This is a genomic window from Haloglomus litoreum, assembly GCF_029338515.1.
GTDB classification, from domain to species: Archaea; Halobacteriota; Halobacteria; order Halobacteriales; family Haloarculaceae; genus Haloglomus; species Haloglomus litoreum.
In genome coordinates, this window is sequence record NZ_CP119988.1 from 2,897,433 (window position 1) to 2,912,213 (window position 14,781).

General features: G+C 71.2%; 21 protein-coding genes. 14 read left to right on the top strand and 7 right to left on the bottom strand.

What is annotated here, in order from left to right:
• Positions 1–20: 20 nt before the first annotated feature.
• Complete coding sequence (locus tag P2T62_RS14435; protein WP_276257776.1) at positions 21–491, bottom strand: CopD family protein; 471 nt, start codon at positions 489–491, stop codon at positions 21–23.
• Between the two features lie 176 nt (positions 492–667).
• Here P2T62_RS14435 and P2T62_RS14440 point away from each other — a divergent pair, with 176 nt between their 5' ends.
• The 6 genes from P2T62_RS14440 to P2T62_RS14465 all read left to right on the top strand — a co-directional run bounded on the left by P2T62_RS14440 (position 668) and on the right by P2T62_RS14465 (position 2,710).
• Positions 668–847, top strand: a complete 180-nt coding sequence (locus P2T62_RS14440; protein WP_276257777.1) for an HVO_2753 family zinc finger protein — start codon at positions 668–670, stop codon at positions 845–847.
• A gap of 2 nt (positions 848–849) precedes the next feature.
• Entirely contained in the window at positions 850–1,116 is a 267-nt protein-coding gene (locus P2T62_RS14445; protein ID WP_276257778.1) for an elongation factor 1-beta, read from the top strand.
• Between the two features lie 130 nt (positions 1,117–1,246).
• A complete protein-coding gene (locus P2T62_RS14450) occupies positions 1,247–1,597 on the top strand; it encodes a hypothetical protein (protein ID WP_276257779.1) in 351 nt (116 codons plus the stop codon).
• Positions 1,598–1,738: 141 nt separating this feature from the next.
• A complete protein-coding gene (locus P2T62_RS14455) occupies positions 1,739–2,032 on the top strand; it encodes a 50S ribosomal protein L21e (protein ID WP_276257780.1) in 294 nt (97 codons plus the stop codon).
• A gap of 4 nt (positions 2,033–2,036) precedes the next feature.
• Positions 2,037–2,393, top strand: a complete 357-nt coding sequence (locus P2T62_RS14460) for an RNA polymerase Rpb4 family protein (protein ID WP_276257781.1) — start codon at positions 2,037–2,039, stop codon at positions 2,391–2,393.
• A gap of 95 nt (positions 2,394–2,488) precedes the next feature.
• On the top strand, positions 2,489–2,710 hold the full coding sequence (locus P2T62_RS14465) for a DUF8106 domain-containing protein (RefSeq protein ID WP_276257782.1): 222 nt from the start codon (positions 2,489–2,491) through the stop codon (positions 2,708–2,710).
• A 15-nt stretch (positions 2,711–2,725) separates the two neighbouring features.
• On the opposite strand, the gene P2T62_RS14470 is transcribed toward P2T62_RS14465, so the two are convergent.
• Positions 2,726–3,580, bottom strand: coding sequence for an eIF2B alpha/beta/delta subunit family protein (locus tag P2T62_RS14470; protein ID WP_276257783.1), 855 nt, complete (start codon positions 3,578–3,580; stop codon positions 2,726–2,728).
• A gap of 131 nt (positions 3,581–3,711) precedes the next feature.
• On the opposite strand from P2T62_RS14470, the gene P2T62_RS14475 reads away from it, so the two are divergent.
• Positions 3,712–4,008: a DUF7969 family protein gene (locus P2T62_RS14475; protein ID WP_276257784.1), complete on the top strand. Its 297-nt coding sequence runs from the start codon at positions 3,712–3,714 to the stop codon at positions 4,006–4,008.
• Positions 4,009–4,104: 96 nt separating this feature from the next.
• The gene (locus tag P2T62_RS14480) at positions 4,105–4,263 is read left to right on the top strand and encodes a DUF7563 family protein (protein ID WP_254821494.1); all 159 of its coding nucleotides are present in this window, start codon (positions 4,105–4,107) and stop codon (positions 4,261–4,263) included.
• A gap of 135 nt (positions 4,264–4,398) precedes the next feature.
• On the opposite strand, the gene P2T62_RS14485 is transcribed toward P2T62_RS14480, so the two are convergent.
• Positions 4,399–5,904, bottom strand: a complete 1,506-nt coding sequence (locus P2T62_RS14485) for an RtcB family protein (RefSeq protein ID WP_276257785.1) — start codon at positions 5,902–5,904, stop codon at positions 4,399–4,401.
• A gap of 100 nt (positions 5,905–6,004) precedes the next feature.
• On the opposite strand from P2T62_RS14485, the gene P2T62_RS14490 reads away from it, so the two are divergent.
• Positions 6,005–6,961, top strand: coding sequence for an NADPH:quinone reductase (locus tag P2T62_RS14490; RefSeq protein WP_276257786.1), 957 nt, complete (start codon positions 6,005–6,007; stop codon positions 6,959–6,961).
• A gap of 27 nt (positions 6,962–6,988) precedes the next feature.
• On the opposite strand, the gene P2T62_RS14495 is transcribed toward P2T62_RS14490, so the two are convergent.
• The 3 genes from P2T62_RS14495 to P2T62_RS14505 are packed head-to-tail and all read right to left on the bottom strand — an operon-like array spanning position 6,989 to position 8,623.
• On the bottom strand, positions 6,989–7,315 hold the full coding sequence (locus P2T62_RS14495) for a P-II family nitrogen regulator (RefSeq protein WP_276257787.1): 327 nt from the start codon (positions 7,313–7,315) through the stop codon (positions 6,989–6,991).
• Positions 7,315–7,518, bottom strand: coding sequence for a hypothetical protein (locus P2T62_RS14500; RefSeq protein ID WP_276257788.1), 204 nt, complete (start codon positions 7,516–7,518; stop codon positions 7,315–7,317). Before P2T62_RS14500 ends, P2T62_RS14495 begins: the two co-directional genes overlap by 1 nt.
• Positions 7,519–7,576: 58 nt before the next feature.
• On the bottom strand, positions 7,577–8,623 hold the full coding sequence (locus P2T62_RS14505; RefSeq protein WP_276257789.1) for an amidohydrolase family protein: 1,047 nt from the start codon (positions 8,621–8,623) through the stop codon (positions 7,577–7,579).
• Positions 8,624–8,763: 140 nt separating this feature from the next.
• Between P2T62_RS14505 and P2T62_RS14510 the strand changes: the two genes are divergently transcribed.
• The 5 genes from P2T62_RS14510 (at position 8,764) to P2T62_RS14530 (ending at position 13,404) form a co-directional block, all read left to right on the top strand.
• Positions 8,764–9,057, top strand: a complete 294-nt coding sequence (locus P2T62_RS14510) for an acylphosphatase (protein ID WP_276257790.1) — start codon at positions 8,764–8,766, stop codon at positions 9,055–9,057.
• Entirely contained in the window at positions 9,054–9,800 is a 747-nt protein-coding gene (locus P2T62_RS14515; protein WP_276257791.1) for a class I SAM-dependent methyltransferase, read from the top strand. Before P2T62_RS14510 ends, P2T62_RS14515 begins: the two co-directional genes overlap by 4 nt.
• A gap of 154 nt (positions 9,801–9,954) precedes the next feature.
• Positions 9,955–11,457 (top strand): NAD(P)H-hydrate dehydratase, encoded by a 1,503-nt coding sequence (locus tag P2T62_RS14520; protein ID WP_276257792.1) that lies wholly within the window; start codon positions 9,955–9,957, stop codon positions 11,455–11,457.
• A gap of 1 nt (position 11,458) precedes the next feature.
• Positions 11,459–11,974: a cyclic pyranopterin monophosphate synthase MoaC gene (moaC, locus tag P2T62_RS14525; protein WP_276257793.1), complete on the top strand. Its 516-nt coding sequence runs from the start codon at positions 11,459–11,461 to the stop codon at positions 11,972–11,974.
• Between the two features lie 59 nt (positions 11,975–12,033).
• Positions 12,034–13,404 (top strand): outer membrane protein assembly factor BamB family protein, encoded by a 1,371-nt coding sequence (locus P2T62_RS14530; RefSeq protein ID WP_276257794.1) that lies wholly within the window; start codon positions 12,034–12,036, stop codon positions 13,402–13,404.
• Between the two features lie 4 nt (positions 13,405–13,408).
• Here the strand turns inward: P2T62_RS14530 and hflX are convergent, their stop codons facing one another.
• A complete protein-coding gene (hflX, locus tag P2T62_RS14535) occupies positions 13,409–14,719 on the bottom strand; it encodes a GTPase HflX (protein WP_276257795.1) in 1,311 nt (436 codons plus the stop codon).
• Positions 14,720–14,781 lie beyond the last annotated feature (62 nt).

Genomic DNA, 14,781 nt, shown 5'->3' on the forward strand with positions numbered 1-14,781 from the left:
GGTCGGCGGCGCCTGTCACCTCACAGCGCGATGAAGCCCGCACTGTTGGCCGCGAGGACGCCCGCGTCGACCAGCAGCAGGACGGCCACGACGCCGGCCGCGCGGTAGAAGCGGCCGGCCTCCCGGGCCGGCGTGCGGACCTTCTTCGCGTCGAGCCCGTCGCTCATCCGGCTGTTGCCGACCTCGACGAGACCGGTCATCACGAGCCACAGCAGGGTCATCGTCAGGACGAGATGGCCGCGTGGGCTGCCGGTCAGGCTCTCGACGGTGTAGAGCTGGGCGGCCAGGTGGCCCCCGGTGAGGAGCATCACGAGTGCCGCCCCCCGCGAGAGCAGGGTCAGGCGACCGAAGACGCTCTCGAGCGGTTCGGGACGGACCTCGCCGTCCCGCGCGGCCGGCAGCACCGCCCAGACAGCGAACAGCACGCTCCCCGTCCAGAGTGCTCCGACGAGGAGATGGATGGCGTAGAACGTCGCGTCGACGAGTGTCATGTCACCGCTGGCGGGCGGACGGCTCTTGAAACCAGGCGGGACGAGATGGGGGAGCAAGCGGAACATGAGAGGGAACGATGTGGGACGAAACGGAACCGCAGCCACCCCGTGCCATCGTCGCACGGGGGCCGCGCGGGTTGACAAGTCTTAAATCCGGTCCACGAGGATGCGTGTGTATGAGCCAGGCCGACAGCAGCGAGACGCGCCAGTGCGTCTCCTGTGGCATCAACATCGCCGGGACGAACGCCGCCCGGTTCAAGTGCCCCGACTGCGGGCACCTGATCTTCCGGTGTTCGACCTGCCGCAAGCAGAGCAACCTCTACGAGTGTCCGGACTGTGGCTTCACGGGGCCCTGACAATGGGGAAGGTCGCAGCCAAACTCAAGGTCATGCCGCAGAGTCCCGACGTGGACCTGGACGCGCTCCAGGAGCGTCTGGAATCGTCCCTCCCGGAGGGCGCCCACATCAAGGGCGTCCAGCGCGACGACGTCGCGTTCGGGCTGGTGGCGCTGTTCCCCACCGTCATCGTGCCCGACGACGCCGGCGGCACGGAGGCCGTCGAGGAGGCGTTCGCGGGCACCGAGGGCGTCGAGTCGGTGCAGGTCGAGGAAGTCGGTCGCATCTAGCGACCGCCTACCGCCACCGGCCCGGGTCGACATCGGACCGGATCGGCGGGTAACGCCGCTCATGAACTCTTTCGGGCGACTTCACGGAGCGATAACGGCCGGTCTACTTATACCTATGTAGGGCGACCCTGTGGACGAGCATGACCCACAGCAGTCACCGCTCGACCCGGGCATCGTCGGGGTGGTCGGCATGAGTGCCGGCGCCCGCGAGGATTCGACGAACGCGGAGGTCGAAACAGGGCGCGACCCGCTCGCTCCGTGGGCGTTCCGGGCGGCGATGTCGGGCCTCTCCGAGGAGCAGGCACGCGAGCTGCTCGAAGGCGAGCGCTGCCCCCAGCCCAGCCACCAGGAGCGCTGGGAGGCCGAGATGGACGCACTCGAACTGCGCGAGGAGGGCAGCGAGGTCGTGGTGTACCGGCGAGACCAGGAACACGCCTGGCTCCAGTCGGACACGGCGCTCCGGCCGGACGAGGTCCGCTGAGTCCGACACCTCCGACCACCCGCGTTCCGACCAGCCGTTCTCGGCTTCGCCCGCACCGTCGAGCGTCGCCCGTCGGCGACCCTCCGACGGATGCATAACACACCATTCAAGTACTCCTCGGGTCAATTCGGTCTCACGACTATGCCGAGCTCCAACGGGCCCCTCCACGGAACACGCAACAAGCTACGGAACAAGCCCCGCGAGCGGGGTACCTCGCCGCCGCAGCGCGCGGTCGAGGAGTTCGAGGCGGGCGAGAAGGTCCACCTCCACATCGACCCGAGCGTGCCGGACGGCCGCTTCCACCCCCGCTTCAACGGCCACACCGGCGAGGTCGAGGCGCAGCAGGGCCGCGCCTACAAGGTGACCATCACCGACGGCAGCAAGGAGAAGACCATCATCACGAAGCCCGCACACCTCCGCCGCCAGACGGAGTAACCGCATGACGATCTTCAAGGAGACGCTCGACGCCGAGTACGTCACCACCGCCGAGGCCAAGGAGCTGCTGGCGGAGGTCGAGCAGGAGCGCGCGCTCGACGAGGACCGCGAGATGCGCTACGAACTGGCGCGCGCCATCGACCACGCGAACCGCTTCGCCGCCATGAGTGCCGAGGACGGCCGCGCACTCGTCGAGGAGCTCCTCGAACTGGAGAAGCTCGACGAGAAGACCGCCCACAAGATCGCCGACACCCTCCCGCAGGACCGCGACGAGGTCCGCTCCGTGTTCGCCCAGGAGCGCTACGCGCTCGACGGCGACGAACTGGACGAGGTCCTCAATGTCGTCGCGAAGTACGCCTGAATGGGCGTTCCGCTTCGTTCCCGCTGTACTCCCGCACAGCTGCCGCTCGCGCTCCCACCGTCAGCCTTAACGGCTCCTGGCGGTTATTTATGGTAATGAAATCCACTCAGATCCAGGAGGTGGCAGCGGGGAGCACACCCGCGTCGCGGAAGTCGGACCTGTTCTGCCCCACCTGCGGCCACAGGGCCCCCACCGAGGGGGACTGGGTCGTCACCGAGCGGTCCGTGGAGGGCGACCGCCGGCGGGCCTACGGATGCCCGACGTGCGGTCGCACGCTGGTCGTCCAGCCCGTGTTCGAGCAGTCCGTCCCGGCCTGAACCTCGTGGTCGGTGTCACGGCGACAGCGTCCCCTCGTCCGTGATGACCGAGTCGACGAGGTGGGTCGGCGTCGCGTCGTACGCGGGGTTCTCGATGTCGAACCCGTCGGCGGGTTCGAGCATGACCTCGCTGGCCGGGCGGAACTCGTTCTGGAACTGGAAACCGCCCTCGTCGATGATCTTCGTCGACGCGCCGACGACCGTGACCGGCACCGCGAGCTCGGCGGCGGTCGCGGCGATGGGGAACGTGCCGACGCGGTTGTAGAACGTGCCGTCGACGATGCAGTCCATCCCGACCATCACGCGGTCACAGTCCGGGAGGACCTCGCCGCAGGCCGAGTCGACCAGCAGGTGCGGCTCGATGCGGTCGATACCGGCGAGGGTCCGGGCGGTCTTGCGCCCGAGGTAGCGTGGCCGCGCCTCGGTCACGTACACCTCGAGATGGCGGCCCTCGCTCGCGGCGAGTTCCAGCGCCTCCAGCACGGTCGAGGAGTAATCATGCGTGAGGACCACGTCACCGTCCCGGAGTGACTCGGCGGCGTTCGCGGCGGCCTGCTGCTTGCCACGCTCGACCTGCTCGACGACCGCCTCGATGGCCGCCTCGGTCGCCGCCTTCGCTGCCTCGACGTCCTCGGGGTCGGCGTCCTCGACGGCCGCCCGGATCTCGCCCTGTGTGGTGTGGAGGGTGGCGTGGGAGGGCTGGGCGCGCTTGAGCGCCTGGCTGTTCCGTTCGAGGTCCCGGATGTACTCCTCGAGCGACGGGAACTCCCGGTCCAGCAACTCCCGCAGCGCCTCGGCCGCCTTGACCGCCACGACGGAGGAGCTGTGGGTCTGCATGTCGCGGATCTCCGCGACCGTCTCGTCGATCATGCCCGATTGCACTCGCGGGGCGGCCAAAGGCGTATCGGCCCCCGGATTCGCCCGTGGTGCGGGTGTCCAGGGCCGGCGGTCCCGACCGAACCGGGCGTGATGGTTTAGCCACCCGAGCGCCTACCGGTGGTATGGTCACGGTCACGTACACCTGCCCGCGGTGTGACGCGGTGGTCGAGCTGGAGCGGGACGCCTACCTCGCCGACAAGTCGGTCACGCCTGACCCCCTCGAGGGCTGGGAGTACGCCCCGGCGTACGGGGAGTTCGAGGCGGCAGCGGGCGTCGAGATCGTCTGTGGTGCCAGCGAGACCCGCGGTGAGGGGTGCGGGCGGCCGTTCTACCTCTCGTTCGTCCGGTACGAGGACGGCCGGGAGGTCGACCCCGGCCGATCGCTCGACGAGGTGTCGTTCGACTTCCTTCGCGGCTGAGCCGCGTGGAATCCGACGAAGGGAGGGTGACGGCCCCAGCCCCGGAGTTTCCGTTGGAACCAAACGCTTAAATATGAGACTAAGTAGACGTTAGGTGTGCCCCACTGCAACAACTGCGACTCGTACGTCAGTGAAGCGTACGTACGGGTGTTCGCCCCGCAGGGCATGGATACCGTCCGAGTGTGTCCCCACTGCGAGGACAAGCTCCGGGACGGAGCCGACGTCCGCGAGGCGCGGGCCCCGCGTCAGCAGTAACCCACCGTACTGGGGGTACAGTCCGCCGGTCCTCGCGACCGGCTCCTTCCTCTGACCGCTCGACGGCCAGCGGCCGCGCTGGCGTCCGATGTGGGCGCTGGAGGCTGTGTCAGGCCCTCAGCTCGTGTCGAGCCCTCAGCCCTTGATGTTGCAGACCGGGAACGTCCGCGCCACCCTGTCACCGATACCGAGCGCGTCGCTGACCCGAACGACCTCGTCGACGTCCTTGTAGACGCCGGGGGCCTCCTCGGCGATGGTGGCCCCCGAGGACGCCTTGACGTAGATGTGCTCCTGCTCGCGGAGGTCGTCCTGCACGTCGCCGCCCCAGTAGTCCTGTTTGGCCTGCGTCCGGCTCATCAGCCGTCCCGCGCCGTGGGCCGTCGACCCGAACGTCTCGCGCATGGAGTGCTCGCCGCCCCGCAGGACGTACGACCCCGCGCCCATGCTACCGGGGATGATGACCGGCTGGCCCACGTCCCGATGGGCCTTCGGAACCTCGGGGTTCCCCGCGGGGAACGCCCGCGTCGCGCCCTTCCGGTGGACGAACAGCTCGCGCTGCTCGGTGCCACCCGCGCCGTCGGGCACCTCGTGGACCTCGCGCTTCGCGATGTTGTGGGCCACGTCGTACAGCAGGTCCATCCCGAGGTCCTGCCAGTCGGCACCGAACACGTCGGCGAACACCTCGCGGGTGCGGTGGGTGATGAGCTGGCGGTTCACCCACGCGAAGTTGATGGCCGCGCACATCGCGCCGTAGTACTGCTCGGCCAGTTGCGAGCCGGCCGGCGCGGCCGCGAGTTCCCGGTCGGGCAACTGCGCGAGGAGTCCCTGGTGGGCCTGCTCGATGTCGCGCAGGTAGTCCGTGCAGACCTGGTGGCCCAGGCCCCGCGAGCCACAGTGGATGAGGACGACCACCTGGTCCGGCTCCAGGCCGTACGCGTCGGCCACGTCCTCGCGGTAGATATCGGTGACGCGCTGGACCTCGAGGAAGTGGTTGCCCGAGCCGAGCGAGCCCAGCTGCGTCCGTCCGCGGTTCTTGGCCTTCTCCGACACCGCCGAGGGGTCCGCGTCGTGGCGCATCCCCTCGTCCTCGCAGTGGGTCAGGTCGTCCTCGACGGCGTAGCCGTGTTCGAGCGCCCAGTCGACGCCCCGCCGGAGGACCGACTCCACCGTCGACACGTCGCTCTCGACGACCCCGCCGCCGCCCAGCCCCGTCGGGACCGCGTCGAACAGCGCGTCGACGAGTTCCTCCTCGCGACCCTGGAGCTGTTCGTAAGAAATATCTGATTTTATCATCCTCACGCCGCAATTGATATCATATCCGACAGCTCCAGGAGAAATGCAGCCATCTTCGGCATCTATCCCCGCGACACCACCGACCGGGAACCCGTACCCCTGGTGGCCGTCGGGCATGCAGATGGCGTACTTGCGGACGCCGGGGAGGTGGGTCGTGTTCCGGAGCTGCTGGAGCGTCTTGTCGTTCTTGATCTCCTCCAGTAGCGACCGGCTGGCGAGGATGCGGGCGGGCACGCGCATCCCCCCGGCCTCGTCACGGGGCATCTCCCAGACGAACTCCCGGCGCTTCTCCAGGGTGATACCGCCGGCCTCGAACGTCTCGGGGTCATCCGCGGGCGTCTCGCTCATACCCGAACGGTCACCGTCGCCAGCCGAAAGGGTTCGGGTCGTCGCGGGGACGCCCGCCGGGACCCCCACGGCTATGACGTGGCGGTCCGTCGCCCCGCCCATGCGAGCCGTCCGATACCACGACCACGGCGGGCCGGAACAGCTCATGGTCGAGGACGTCGACCGCCCGACGCCCGGCGACGACGAGGTGCTGGTGAAGGTGCGCGCCGCGTCGGTCAACCCCGTGGACACGTACTTCCGCGAGGGCTCCTACCGCCCGGGAGATCTGCCGTGGATACCGGGGAGCGACGCCGCCGGCGTGGTGACGGCGGTCGGCGACAGCGTGACCGACTACGACCCCGGCGACCGCGTGTTCGCGACCGCGCTGGGCAACGACCACCCGGGGACGTGCGCGGAGTACGTCACGGCCCCGACCGACCGGCTGGCGGCGCTCCCCGACCGCGTGGGGTTCGCGGCGGCCGCGGCCGGGGCGCTGGTCGGTGTGACGGCGTGGCAGTCACTGGTCGCGCGGTGTGGCCTCGACCCCGGCGAGCGCGTCCTCGTCCACGGCGGCTCGGGCGGCGTCGGGCACGTCGCGGTTCAGCTCGCGGCGGCCGCCGGCGCGCGGGTGACGACCACGGCCAGTCCGGCGTACCACGACGACCTCCGCGACCTGGGTGCCGACGACGTGCTGGACTACGACCGCGACGACCTCGCCGACGCCGTCCGCGAGGCCGGCCAGCCCGACGTGGTGCTGGACCACCGGCTCGACGACTACCTCGGGCTGGACTGCGAGGTGGCGGCCTTCCGCGGGCGCATCGCAGCCATCGGCAACACCGACGCCGAGGCGACGTTCCCGAACGTCCCTGCTCATCGTGGGAAGGCACTCACCGTCCACCACGTCTCGATGTTCAACACGCCGGACGTGGCGCGGGTACTCGGGCGGCTGGCATCCCTGATGGAGCGTGGCTCGCTCGCGCCGCGGGTCGCGCGCACGTACGACCTCGACGGGGTGAAGGACGCCCAGCAGGCGGTGCTGGACGAGTCGTTCCTCGGGAAACTGGTCGTCGAGCCCTGAGCGGCGGAGCCGTTCTCGTGTCGCGGCTCAGACGGCGTCCGGGCCGCGCTTGCCCGTCCGGATCTGGAGCGCCGACTCCACCGGCAGGACGAACACCTTCCCGTCGCCCGGCTCGCCAGTGTGAGCGCCGTCGGCGATGGCCGCGACCACGTCGTCGACGGGCGTATCGGCCACGACGCACTCGACCTTCACCTTCCGGTGGAGGTCGACCGTGTACGTCTCGCCGCGCCACTGCCCCTCGGTCGCGGACTGGCTCCCGCGCCCGGAGACCTGCGTCACCGTCAGCGAGGGCGCGCCGACTTCGGCGAGGGCCTCCTTCACCGCCTCCAGCCGGTCCGGGCGGATGTAGGCCATCACGAGCTTCGGCCGCGGGCTCCCCCGTCCGTCGCCGAGCGGGTGACGGGGCCCGTGGGTCGTTCGGCGGTGGCGGCGTCGCTCTCTCTCGCGGGAGCCCCGTCACCGGCCCGGTCCAGCCGCCGGACGCGGCGGGCGAGGAGGCCGCCGACGACGGCGAGACCGAGGCAGCTCAGGAGGAGAGCGAGCGTCCCGGCGTCCATACGCGGGCGTCTGCGGCCGGCCCACTACAGCCTTACGCCCCACCCGGTTCAAGTGAGCCTACGCCTCGTCCGGGTCGGGCTGGTCGGGGGAGACGACGTGCTTCACGTCGCTCACGCTCGCGCGCCGGACGACCGCACGGACCGGGTTCCGGTAGCCCGAGAGGTTGTCCGAGTCGCCGTCGAGGACGAGCAGCCGCGCCTCGCGCCCGGCCTCGATGCAGCCGCAGTTCAGGCCCGCGAGGTCCGCGCCCGCGACGGTCGCCATCCGCAGCACGTCGGGCGCCGTGACGCGGTCGTCGCTCAGTTTCGCGGTGAACGCCATCTCGCGGAACATCGACGGGGAGTTGAGCATCACGTTGTCCGTCCCGAGCGCGACGCTCGTCCGCTCCAGCATGTCGCCGACCGGCGGGAACCCGACCTTCGTGACGAGGTTCGAGCGCGGGCAGACGACGATGGGCGTCCCGCGCTCCGCGACCCGCTCGAGGTGGAGCTCCTCGGCGTGGACCATGTGGACGAGGAAGTCCGGGTCCAGGTCCAGCGCCGGGTTGATGTCCATCGCGTCGCGCTCGCCGGCGTGGATGCCGAACAGTTTGCCGGCCTCGCGGGTCGCGTTGCGCTCGCGGGAGAAGTCGCCGTCGCGAGCGCCCGAGGCGCCGAACCCGTCGGCCGCCTCCATGGCCGCGACCGTCTCCCGGCCGAGGACGACCGGGTTGATGTCGACGCCGTCGAGGGCGTCGCGGATGGCCCGGACCCCCTCGACGCCCCCCTCGCGGAACTCGACGAACGCGCCGGTGCCGCCCTGGCGCATGTAGCGCAGCGACCGGTGCATCGCCGCGACGAGTTCCTCGTGCGAGGCGTCGCGCAGGAGCCGGTGTTTCAGGCCGTCCGGTGGCGCGACCAGCTCGTCCAGCGAGAGGCCCGCCCCGGCGTCCTTCGCGATGGAGTCGCCGATGTGGGTGTGTGCGTTGACGAACGCGGGCAGCACGATGTCGTCGCTGTCGACGGAGTCACCCTCGACCCGCTCGACGGTACCGTTCTCCACCACCACGCGCCCCTCCACGGGTTCGAACTCGCGACCGACGAGGACCGTCCCCTCGAGCACCATGGTCGGCGGTGCGCGACGGACGACCAAAAGCGAGTCGGCCCGCGGTCGACCCGGCGGCGCGGGCCCGCCGACGCCGCCCGTCCCGGACCCGTGACAGCTCGCGGACAGGCTTTAGTACACCGCTCCGGAACTCCCCGCCCATGACAGCCGACGGGGACGGCGAGCGCGTGCGAGCCCACGTCTTCGTGGGCGGCCGCGTCCAGGGCGTGACCTACCGCGCGACCACGCGCCGCGAGGCCACCGAGCGCGGCGTCGACGGCTGGGTCCGGAACCTGGACGACGGTCGCGTGGAGGCGGTCTTCGAGGGGCCCGCCGACGCCGTCGAGGGGATGCTGGCGTACTGCCACGAGGGACCGACACGGGCCCGCGTCGACGACGTGAGCGTCGAGTACGAACCGCCAGCGGGTATCGAGGGCTTCGAGATCCGCCGATGAGCGACGGGGCGGCGCCGGCCGGGGAGTGGCCGACCATCGACTGGGACGCCTTCTGGCGCGCGCCGCTCACGCCCGCCGACCGCGACGCGATGTGCCGCCGCGGCCACGACGCCGCGCGCCTGCTGGGCGACCTCTTCGTCGAGCGCGGCGTCCCCGACTCGGTCGCCTCGATGGGCTGTGGCGCCGCGGTCGTCCTGCTCGACCTCGCCGAGGAGTTCCCCGACACGGAGTTCGTCGGCTACGACCCCGCGCCCGCCGCGCTGGAACGGGCCCGCGCGAACCACCAGGAGCGGGAGTCGGTCGACGGCGCGCTGGCCCCCGAGTGGGGGCTCGCACCGGTAACGTTCGCGGCCGCGGGACTCCCGGACCCCAGCATCGACCGGACGTTCGACGTCGTCTACTGCCTGAACACGCTCGACTACGTGCCGGACATCGAGCGGGCGCTGCGGGACCTGTTCGACCTCGTGGCCCCGGGCGGCGTCCTCGTGTTCAACCACCCCTCGCCCGCGCGCCAGGCCTGGCACGAGACCCACCTCGCGGACCCAGACGACTACTGGCTCGGCGAGCACGACGAGCGCTGGCTCCGGCGCCGGTTGCGCCTCGTCGACACCGGGGAGAACGTGCTGGCCCGTGACCGTGTCGAGGACCTGCTCGGCCGCGAGGCGCGACCGGTCGGGGAGCTGCTGGAGGGCGTGACACCGAACCCGGACCCCGTCGCGCCCGTGCTGTCCGTGGAGAAGTAATATATTATCTGCCCTCGAGTCGAAATGGTATTTTACAACCAGTATCCAGAGAACTCTCTGCAGAACAGGCAGATATTCCGATTGCTCTGCAGACAGGGGGGCTGGTCCCGGCGGTGCCGCCCGATTTAACCGACCCTCCGTCGAACCAACTCCCATGCTCACGGCACAGGACGTGGCGGTCCTCGACGCGAACGCCGAGGCCCTCGGCGTCCCGCGCAAGCAGCTGATGGAGTCGTCGGGCAACGCCGTCGCCCGGGCGGTCCGTGACCTCGTCGACCCCGGCGCCACGGTCGCCATCGTCGCCGGCCGCGGGAACAACGGCGGCGACGCGCTCGTCGCGGCACGGTTCCTCGACGGTGGCGCGCAACGCGCGCCCGGGAGCCGGGGAGCGGAGCGACCCGGCGACTACGACTGCTCGGTATCGCTGCTGGGCCGCACGTCGGCCATCGGGACCGACATCAGCCGCGAGAACTGGGACGCGCTGGTCGCGGCCGACGCCGACGCCCGCGAGGTGACCGACGCGACGGCGCTGGACCTGGGCGACCCGGACCTCGTTGTCGACGCGATGCTCGGGACCGGCGTCTCCGGGGACCTGCGTGAACCCGAGGCCACCGCCGCCGAGCTGATGGCCGAATCCGACGCGACCGTCCTCTCCGTGGACGTGCCCTCGGGCGTCGACCCGGACGGCGGCGCAGGCGCCTCGAACGCCGTCGCGGCCGACCACGTCGTCACCTTCCACGACACGAAGCCCGGCCTGGCCGACCTCGACGCCGACGTGCGCGTCGAACCCATCGGCATCCCGGCGGCGGCCGAGACGTTCGTCGGGCCGGGCGACCTCCTCCGGCTCGGGCGCGACCCGGCGAGCCACAAGGGGGAGAACGGCGAGGTACTCGTCGTCGGCGGCGGGCCGTACACGGGCGCGCCGGCGCTCTCGGCACAGTCGGCCCTGCGCGCGGGGGCGGACCTCGTCCGCGTCGCGTGCCCGCGCAACGTGGCCCGCGAACTGCAGGGGTACAGCGAGAACCTCATCGTGCGGCCGTTCGACGGTGAGCGCTTCGGGCCCGACGCGGTCGACACAGTCCGGGAACTGGCGAACGGACACGACACCGTCGTCCTCGGGCCCGGCCTCGGCGGTGCCGACGAGACGCTGGACGCCGTCGAACAGTTGTTGTTCGCGCTCGACGGGACCGTGGTCGTCGACGCCGACGCGCTTCAGGTCGTGCCCGACGTCGAGACGCGCGCGGAGCTGCTCTGTACGCCCCACCAGGGCGAGCTGCAGAAGATGGGCGGCGAGACCGCCGAAGACCCCGCCGAGCGTGCCGAACTGGTCGAGGCGTTCGCCGACGACCTGGGCCACACGCTGCTGGTGAAGGGCGCTCACGACGTCATCAGCGACGGTGACCGCACGCGGCGCAACCGCACGGGGAACCCGGGGATGACCGTCGGCGGCACCGGCGACGTGCTCGCGGGCGCCTGCGGCGCGCTCGCGGCCGTGCTCGACACGCACGCGGCCGCGTCCATCGCCGCGTTCGCTAACGGGCGCGCGGGCGACATCGTGGTCGAGGAGTACGGCCACGGCCTCGTGGCGACCGACCTCGTGGACGCGCTCCCGCGGGCGATGCGGCGCCCGGACGAGGACATCGCGGGGGGTGACTGAGATGGCTGGCGAGGACGCCGCCGACGCAACGGGCGAGTCCGACGCCGACGGCCTCACCCACGTCGAGGACGGCGACGTGCAGATGGTCGACGTGGGCGACAAGCCCGACACCGCACGCCGGGCGGTCGCGCGGGGGACAATCCACCTCCAGCCCTCGACGGTCGCAGCCATCCGCGCCGACGAGGTGGGCAAGGGTAACGTGCTCGCCACCGCCCGCGTCGGCGCCGTGCAGGCGGTCAAGCACACCTGGGAGACCATCCCGATGTGCCACCAGATCCCCATCACGAACGTCGAGACCTCCTTCGACGTGGACGACGACCGCGTCGACCTCGAGGTGGCCGTCGAGACGACGGGCAAGACGGGCTGCGAGATGGAGGCGCTGGAGGGTGTGACGACCGGCCTCAACGTCGTCTGGGACATGGTGAAGGCCGTCGAGAAGGACGAGGACGGGCAGTACCCGGCGACGCGCATCGACGACGTGCGGGTGGTGGAGAAGCGCAAGCGGCCGCTGGAGTGAGACCCCACGCCCACGCGGCCGGGTGAAGACACTTACCGGCGTGCCGGCAACGCCCGGCGATGCCCTCCAGACGCGCGTTCCTCGCAGCCAGTAGCGCGGCGTTCGCCGCCCTCGCCGGCTGCTCGACGACCGACGGACCCGCCGACTCGACGACGGACCCGCCGACCGACATCCCGACGACGGCGCCGGACTCACCGACGCCGACGCCCACGGACGACGACCGACCGACACAGACCCCACGGGACCCACGACCGCTCGACATCTCGGGCACCTGGCCACAGCGCGGCTACGGCGCCGGGCACGCCGGCGTGGCTCCGGCGACCGGCGTCCCCGACGACGGCACGGCGTACTGGCACCTCCGACGGATCCGCAGCGGACCGCCGCTGCTCGCCGACGGGCGGCTGTTCCACTTCGGCCTGACCGGCGACGACGGCCCGGGGCCACCGACCCGGACCGCCTCCCCGCCGGTGGGGACCGGCCACCAGCCCGAGGGCGCGCTGACGCTGTTCTGCCGCGACGCCCGCGACGGGAAGGTGCGCTGGACGCGGCGGCTGCCGGGCCGGACACGTTCCGGGGTCGTCGCCGGCGACCGGATGGTCGTCGCCGGCGAGGGATTCGTCCGCGCGTACACCCTCGCAGGTAACCTGGCGTGGGAGCGTGACCTCGGGAGCCGGATGGCGTCGGTCGGAACGACTATCGACGGTACGGTGATGGCCTCGACCGAGATACCCCGGCAGGGCGACCGCGACGCCGACGTGCGGGCCTACGCGGTCGCGGACGGGGCCCGGCGCTGGCGACGCCCGTCGCCGCGGTGGCGGGCCGCGCTCGCGGCCGACGGCGAGACGGTCTACGCGCTCTCGAGCGAGTTCCAGGTCGGCAGCACGCTCACGGCCCGCACGCTCGACGACGGCCGGCCGCACTGGTCGGTCGAACTCGACGACAACGGCATCCCGGCCGGTCCTTTCGCCGCCGGCGACACCGTGTACGTCGCGCCGGACGACGGCGGCATCCACGCCTTCGCGCGGTCGGACGCGCGCCGTCGCTGGCACTACGAAGCCACGACACCGAACACCGTGGGCCTCGCGGCCGACGGCGACCGCGCGTATCTCGTCGACGACGGAACGCTCCGAGTCCTCGAGGCCACGACCGGCGACGAACGCTACGCCGTGACACCCAACCACGGCGGGTACGCGAGACAGCCGGCGGTGGGGAGTGAGTGCATCTACCTGGGGCGGCGTGGCGACGGCGGGGAGCTGGCCGCACTCGCCCGGGACGACGGGCGCGAGCGGTGGACCCTCCGGTTCCCGGAGACCGTCGTGGAGGGGGATATGGTCGTCTCGGGGCTGGCGGCCCAGCCGGTCGTCGCCGAGGGCGGCGTCTACGCGTTCGCGTGGGACGGGCTGTACGCGCTCGGCCCCGGGGAAGACTGACGGATCAGTGTTCGACGGCCGCCGCGACCTCCGAGGCCCGGGCCCGCGAGCGCTCGATGACGCTGGGGCGGGCCTCGAAGTCGACGACCACCTGCTCGCCGTAGTCCACGTCGTTGACGTGCGCGTGGTCGTGGACCCACGACACCAGCGACATCGCGTCGTCGCACATCGGCAGGACCAGTCGCTCGCGCTCGAACGGCGGGAGTTCGTCGTCCACGCGGTCGCGCAACTCGGCGATGCCGTCGCCCTCGAGGGCGCTCACGGCGATGGGGTTGGGTGCGAGCGCGGAGAGGGCCTCGCGCTTGCGCTCGACCTCCTCCGCGGGGACCTTGTCCACCTTGTTGAGGACGGTGACGATGGGGGCCTCGTTGCGCTCGTACAGCGTATCGTGGCTGGTGACGAGCTTCTCGCGGATCTCCTCGATGGGGTCGGAGACGTCCACCACGAGGAGGACGAGGTCCGCGCGGTACACCTCCGAGAGCGTCGACTTGAACGACTCCACGAGCCAGTGCGGGAGGTCGGAGATGAACCCGACCGTGTCCGTCACCAGCACGTCGCGCTTGCCCATGTCCGCGCGGCGCGTGGTGGTGCCGAGCGTCGTGAACAGGCGGTCCTCGGATTCGGCCGTCGTGTCGAGGTCGGGGTGGAGGTCGGCGTTCTCGTCGATGTCGAGTTCGTCCGCCAGCCGCCGGAGCAGGGTGGACTTCCCGGCGTTCGTGTAGCCCGCCAGCGCGACGAGGTCGAAGCCGGACTCGCGGCGCTGCTCGCGCCGGTGGGCCTCGGTCTCCTCGATGGCCTCCAGCTCGTCGCTGATCTCGGATATCTGGCGCTTGATGTCCTGTTCGCGGGACTCGTCGTACTCGCCCAGTCCCATGAAGCCGGGGCGCTCGTCGCGTTTCGCGAGCGAGGCCTTCGCCTCGGCACGCGGGAGTTCGTACCGCAACTCGGCGAGTTCGACCTGCAACTGGGCCTTCTTGGTCGCGGCGCGCTGGCCGAAGATCTCGAGGATGAGCCGGAAGCGGTCGACCAGCTCGACGCCCTCCGGGAGCAGGTTCCCGAGGTTGAATGTCTGGTACGGACCCAGCCGGTTGTCGAACAGTACCGTCGTCGCCTCCGTCTCCCGGACGACCGCGGCCAGTTCCTCGGCCTTCCCCTCGCCGAGACAGAGCGCCGGGTCCTCCTTCCGGGTCTGGGTGACCTCCGCGACGACCTCGTACCCGGCCGCCCGGGCGAGTTCGCGGAACTCGGCCGTGTCGGCCTCACCCGCGTCGACACGCTTCGCGACGACCGCCGTTCCCTGGTGTGCGCCAGTCACTCACCCCGAACGTTACTCCCCCTGGGTGAAAACGTCGTCGGCGGGGTGGGGGGCTGACGCAC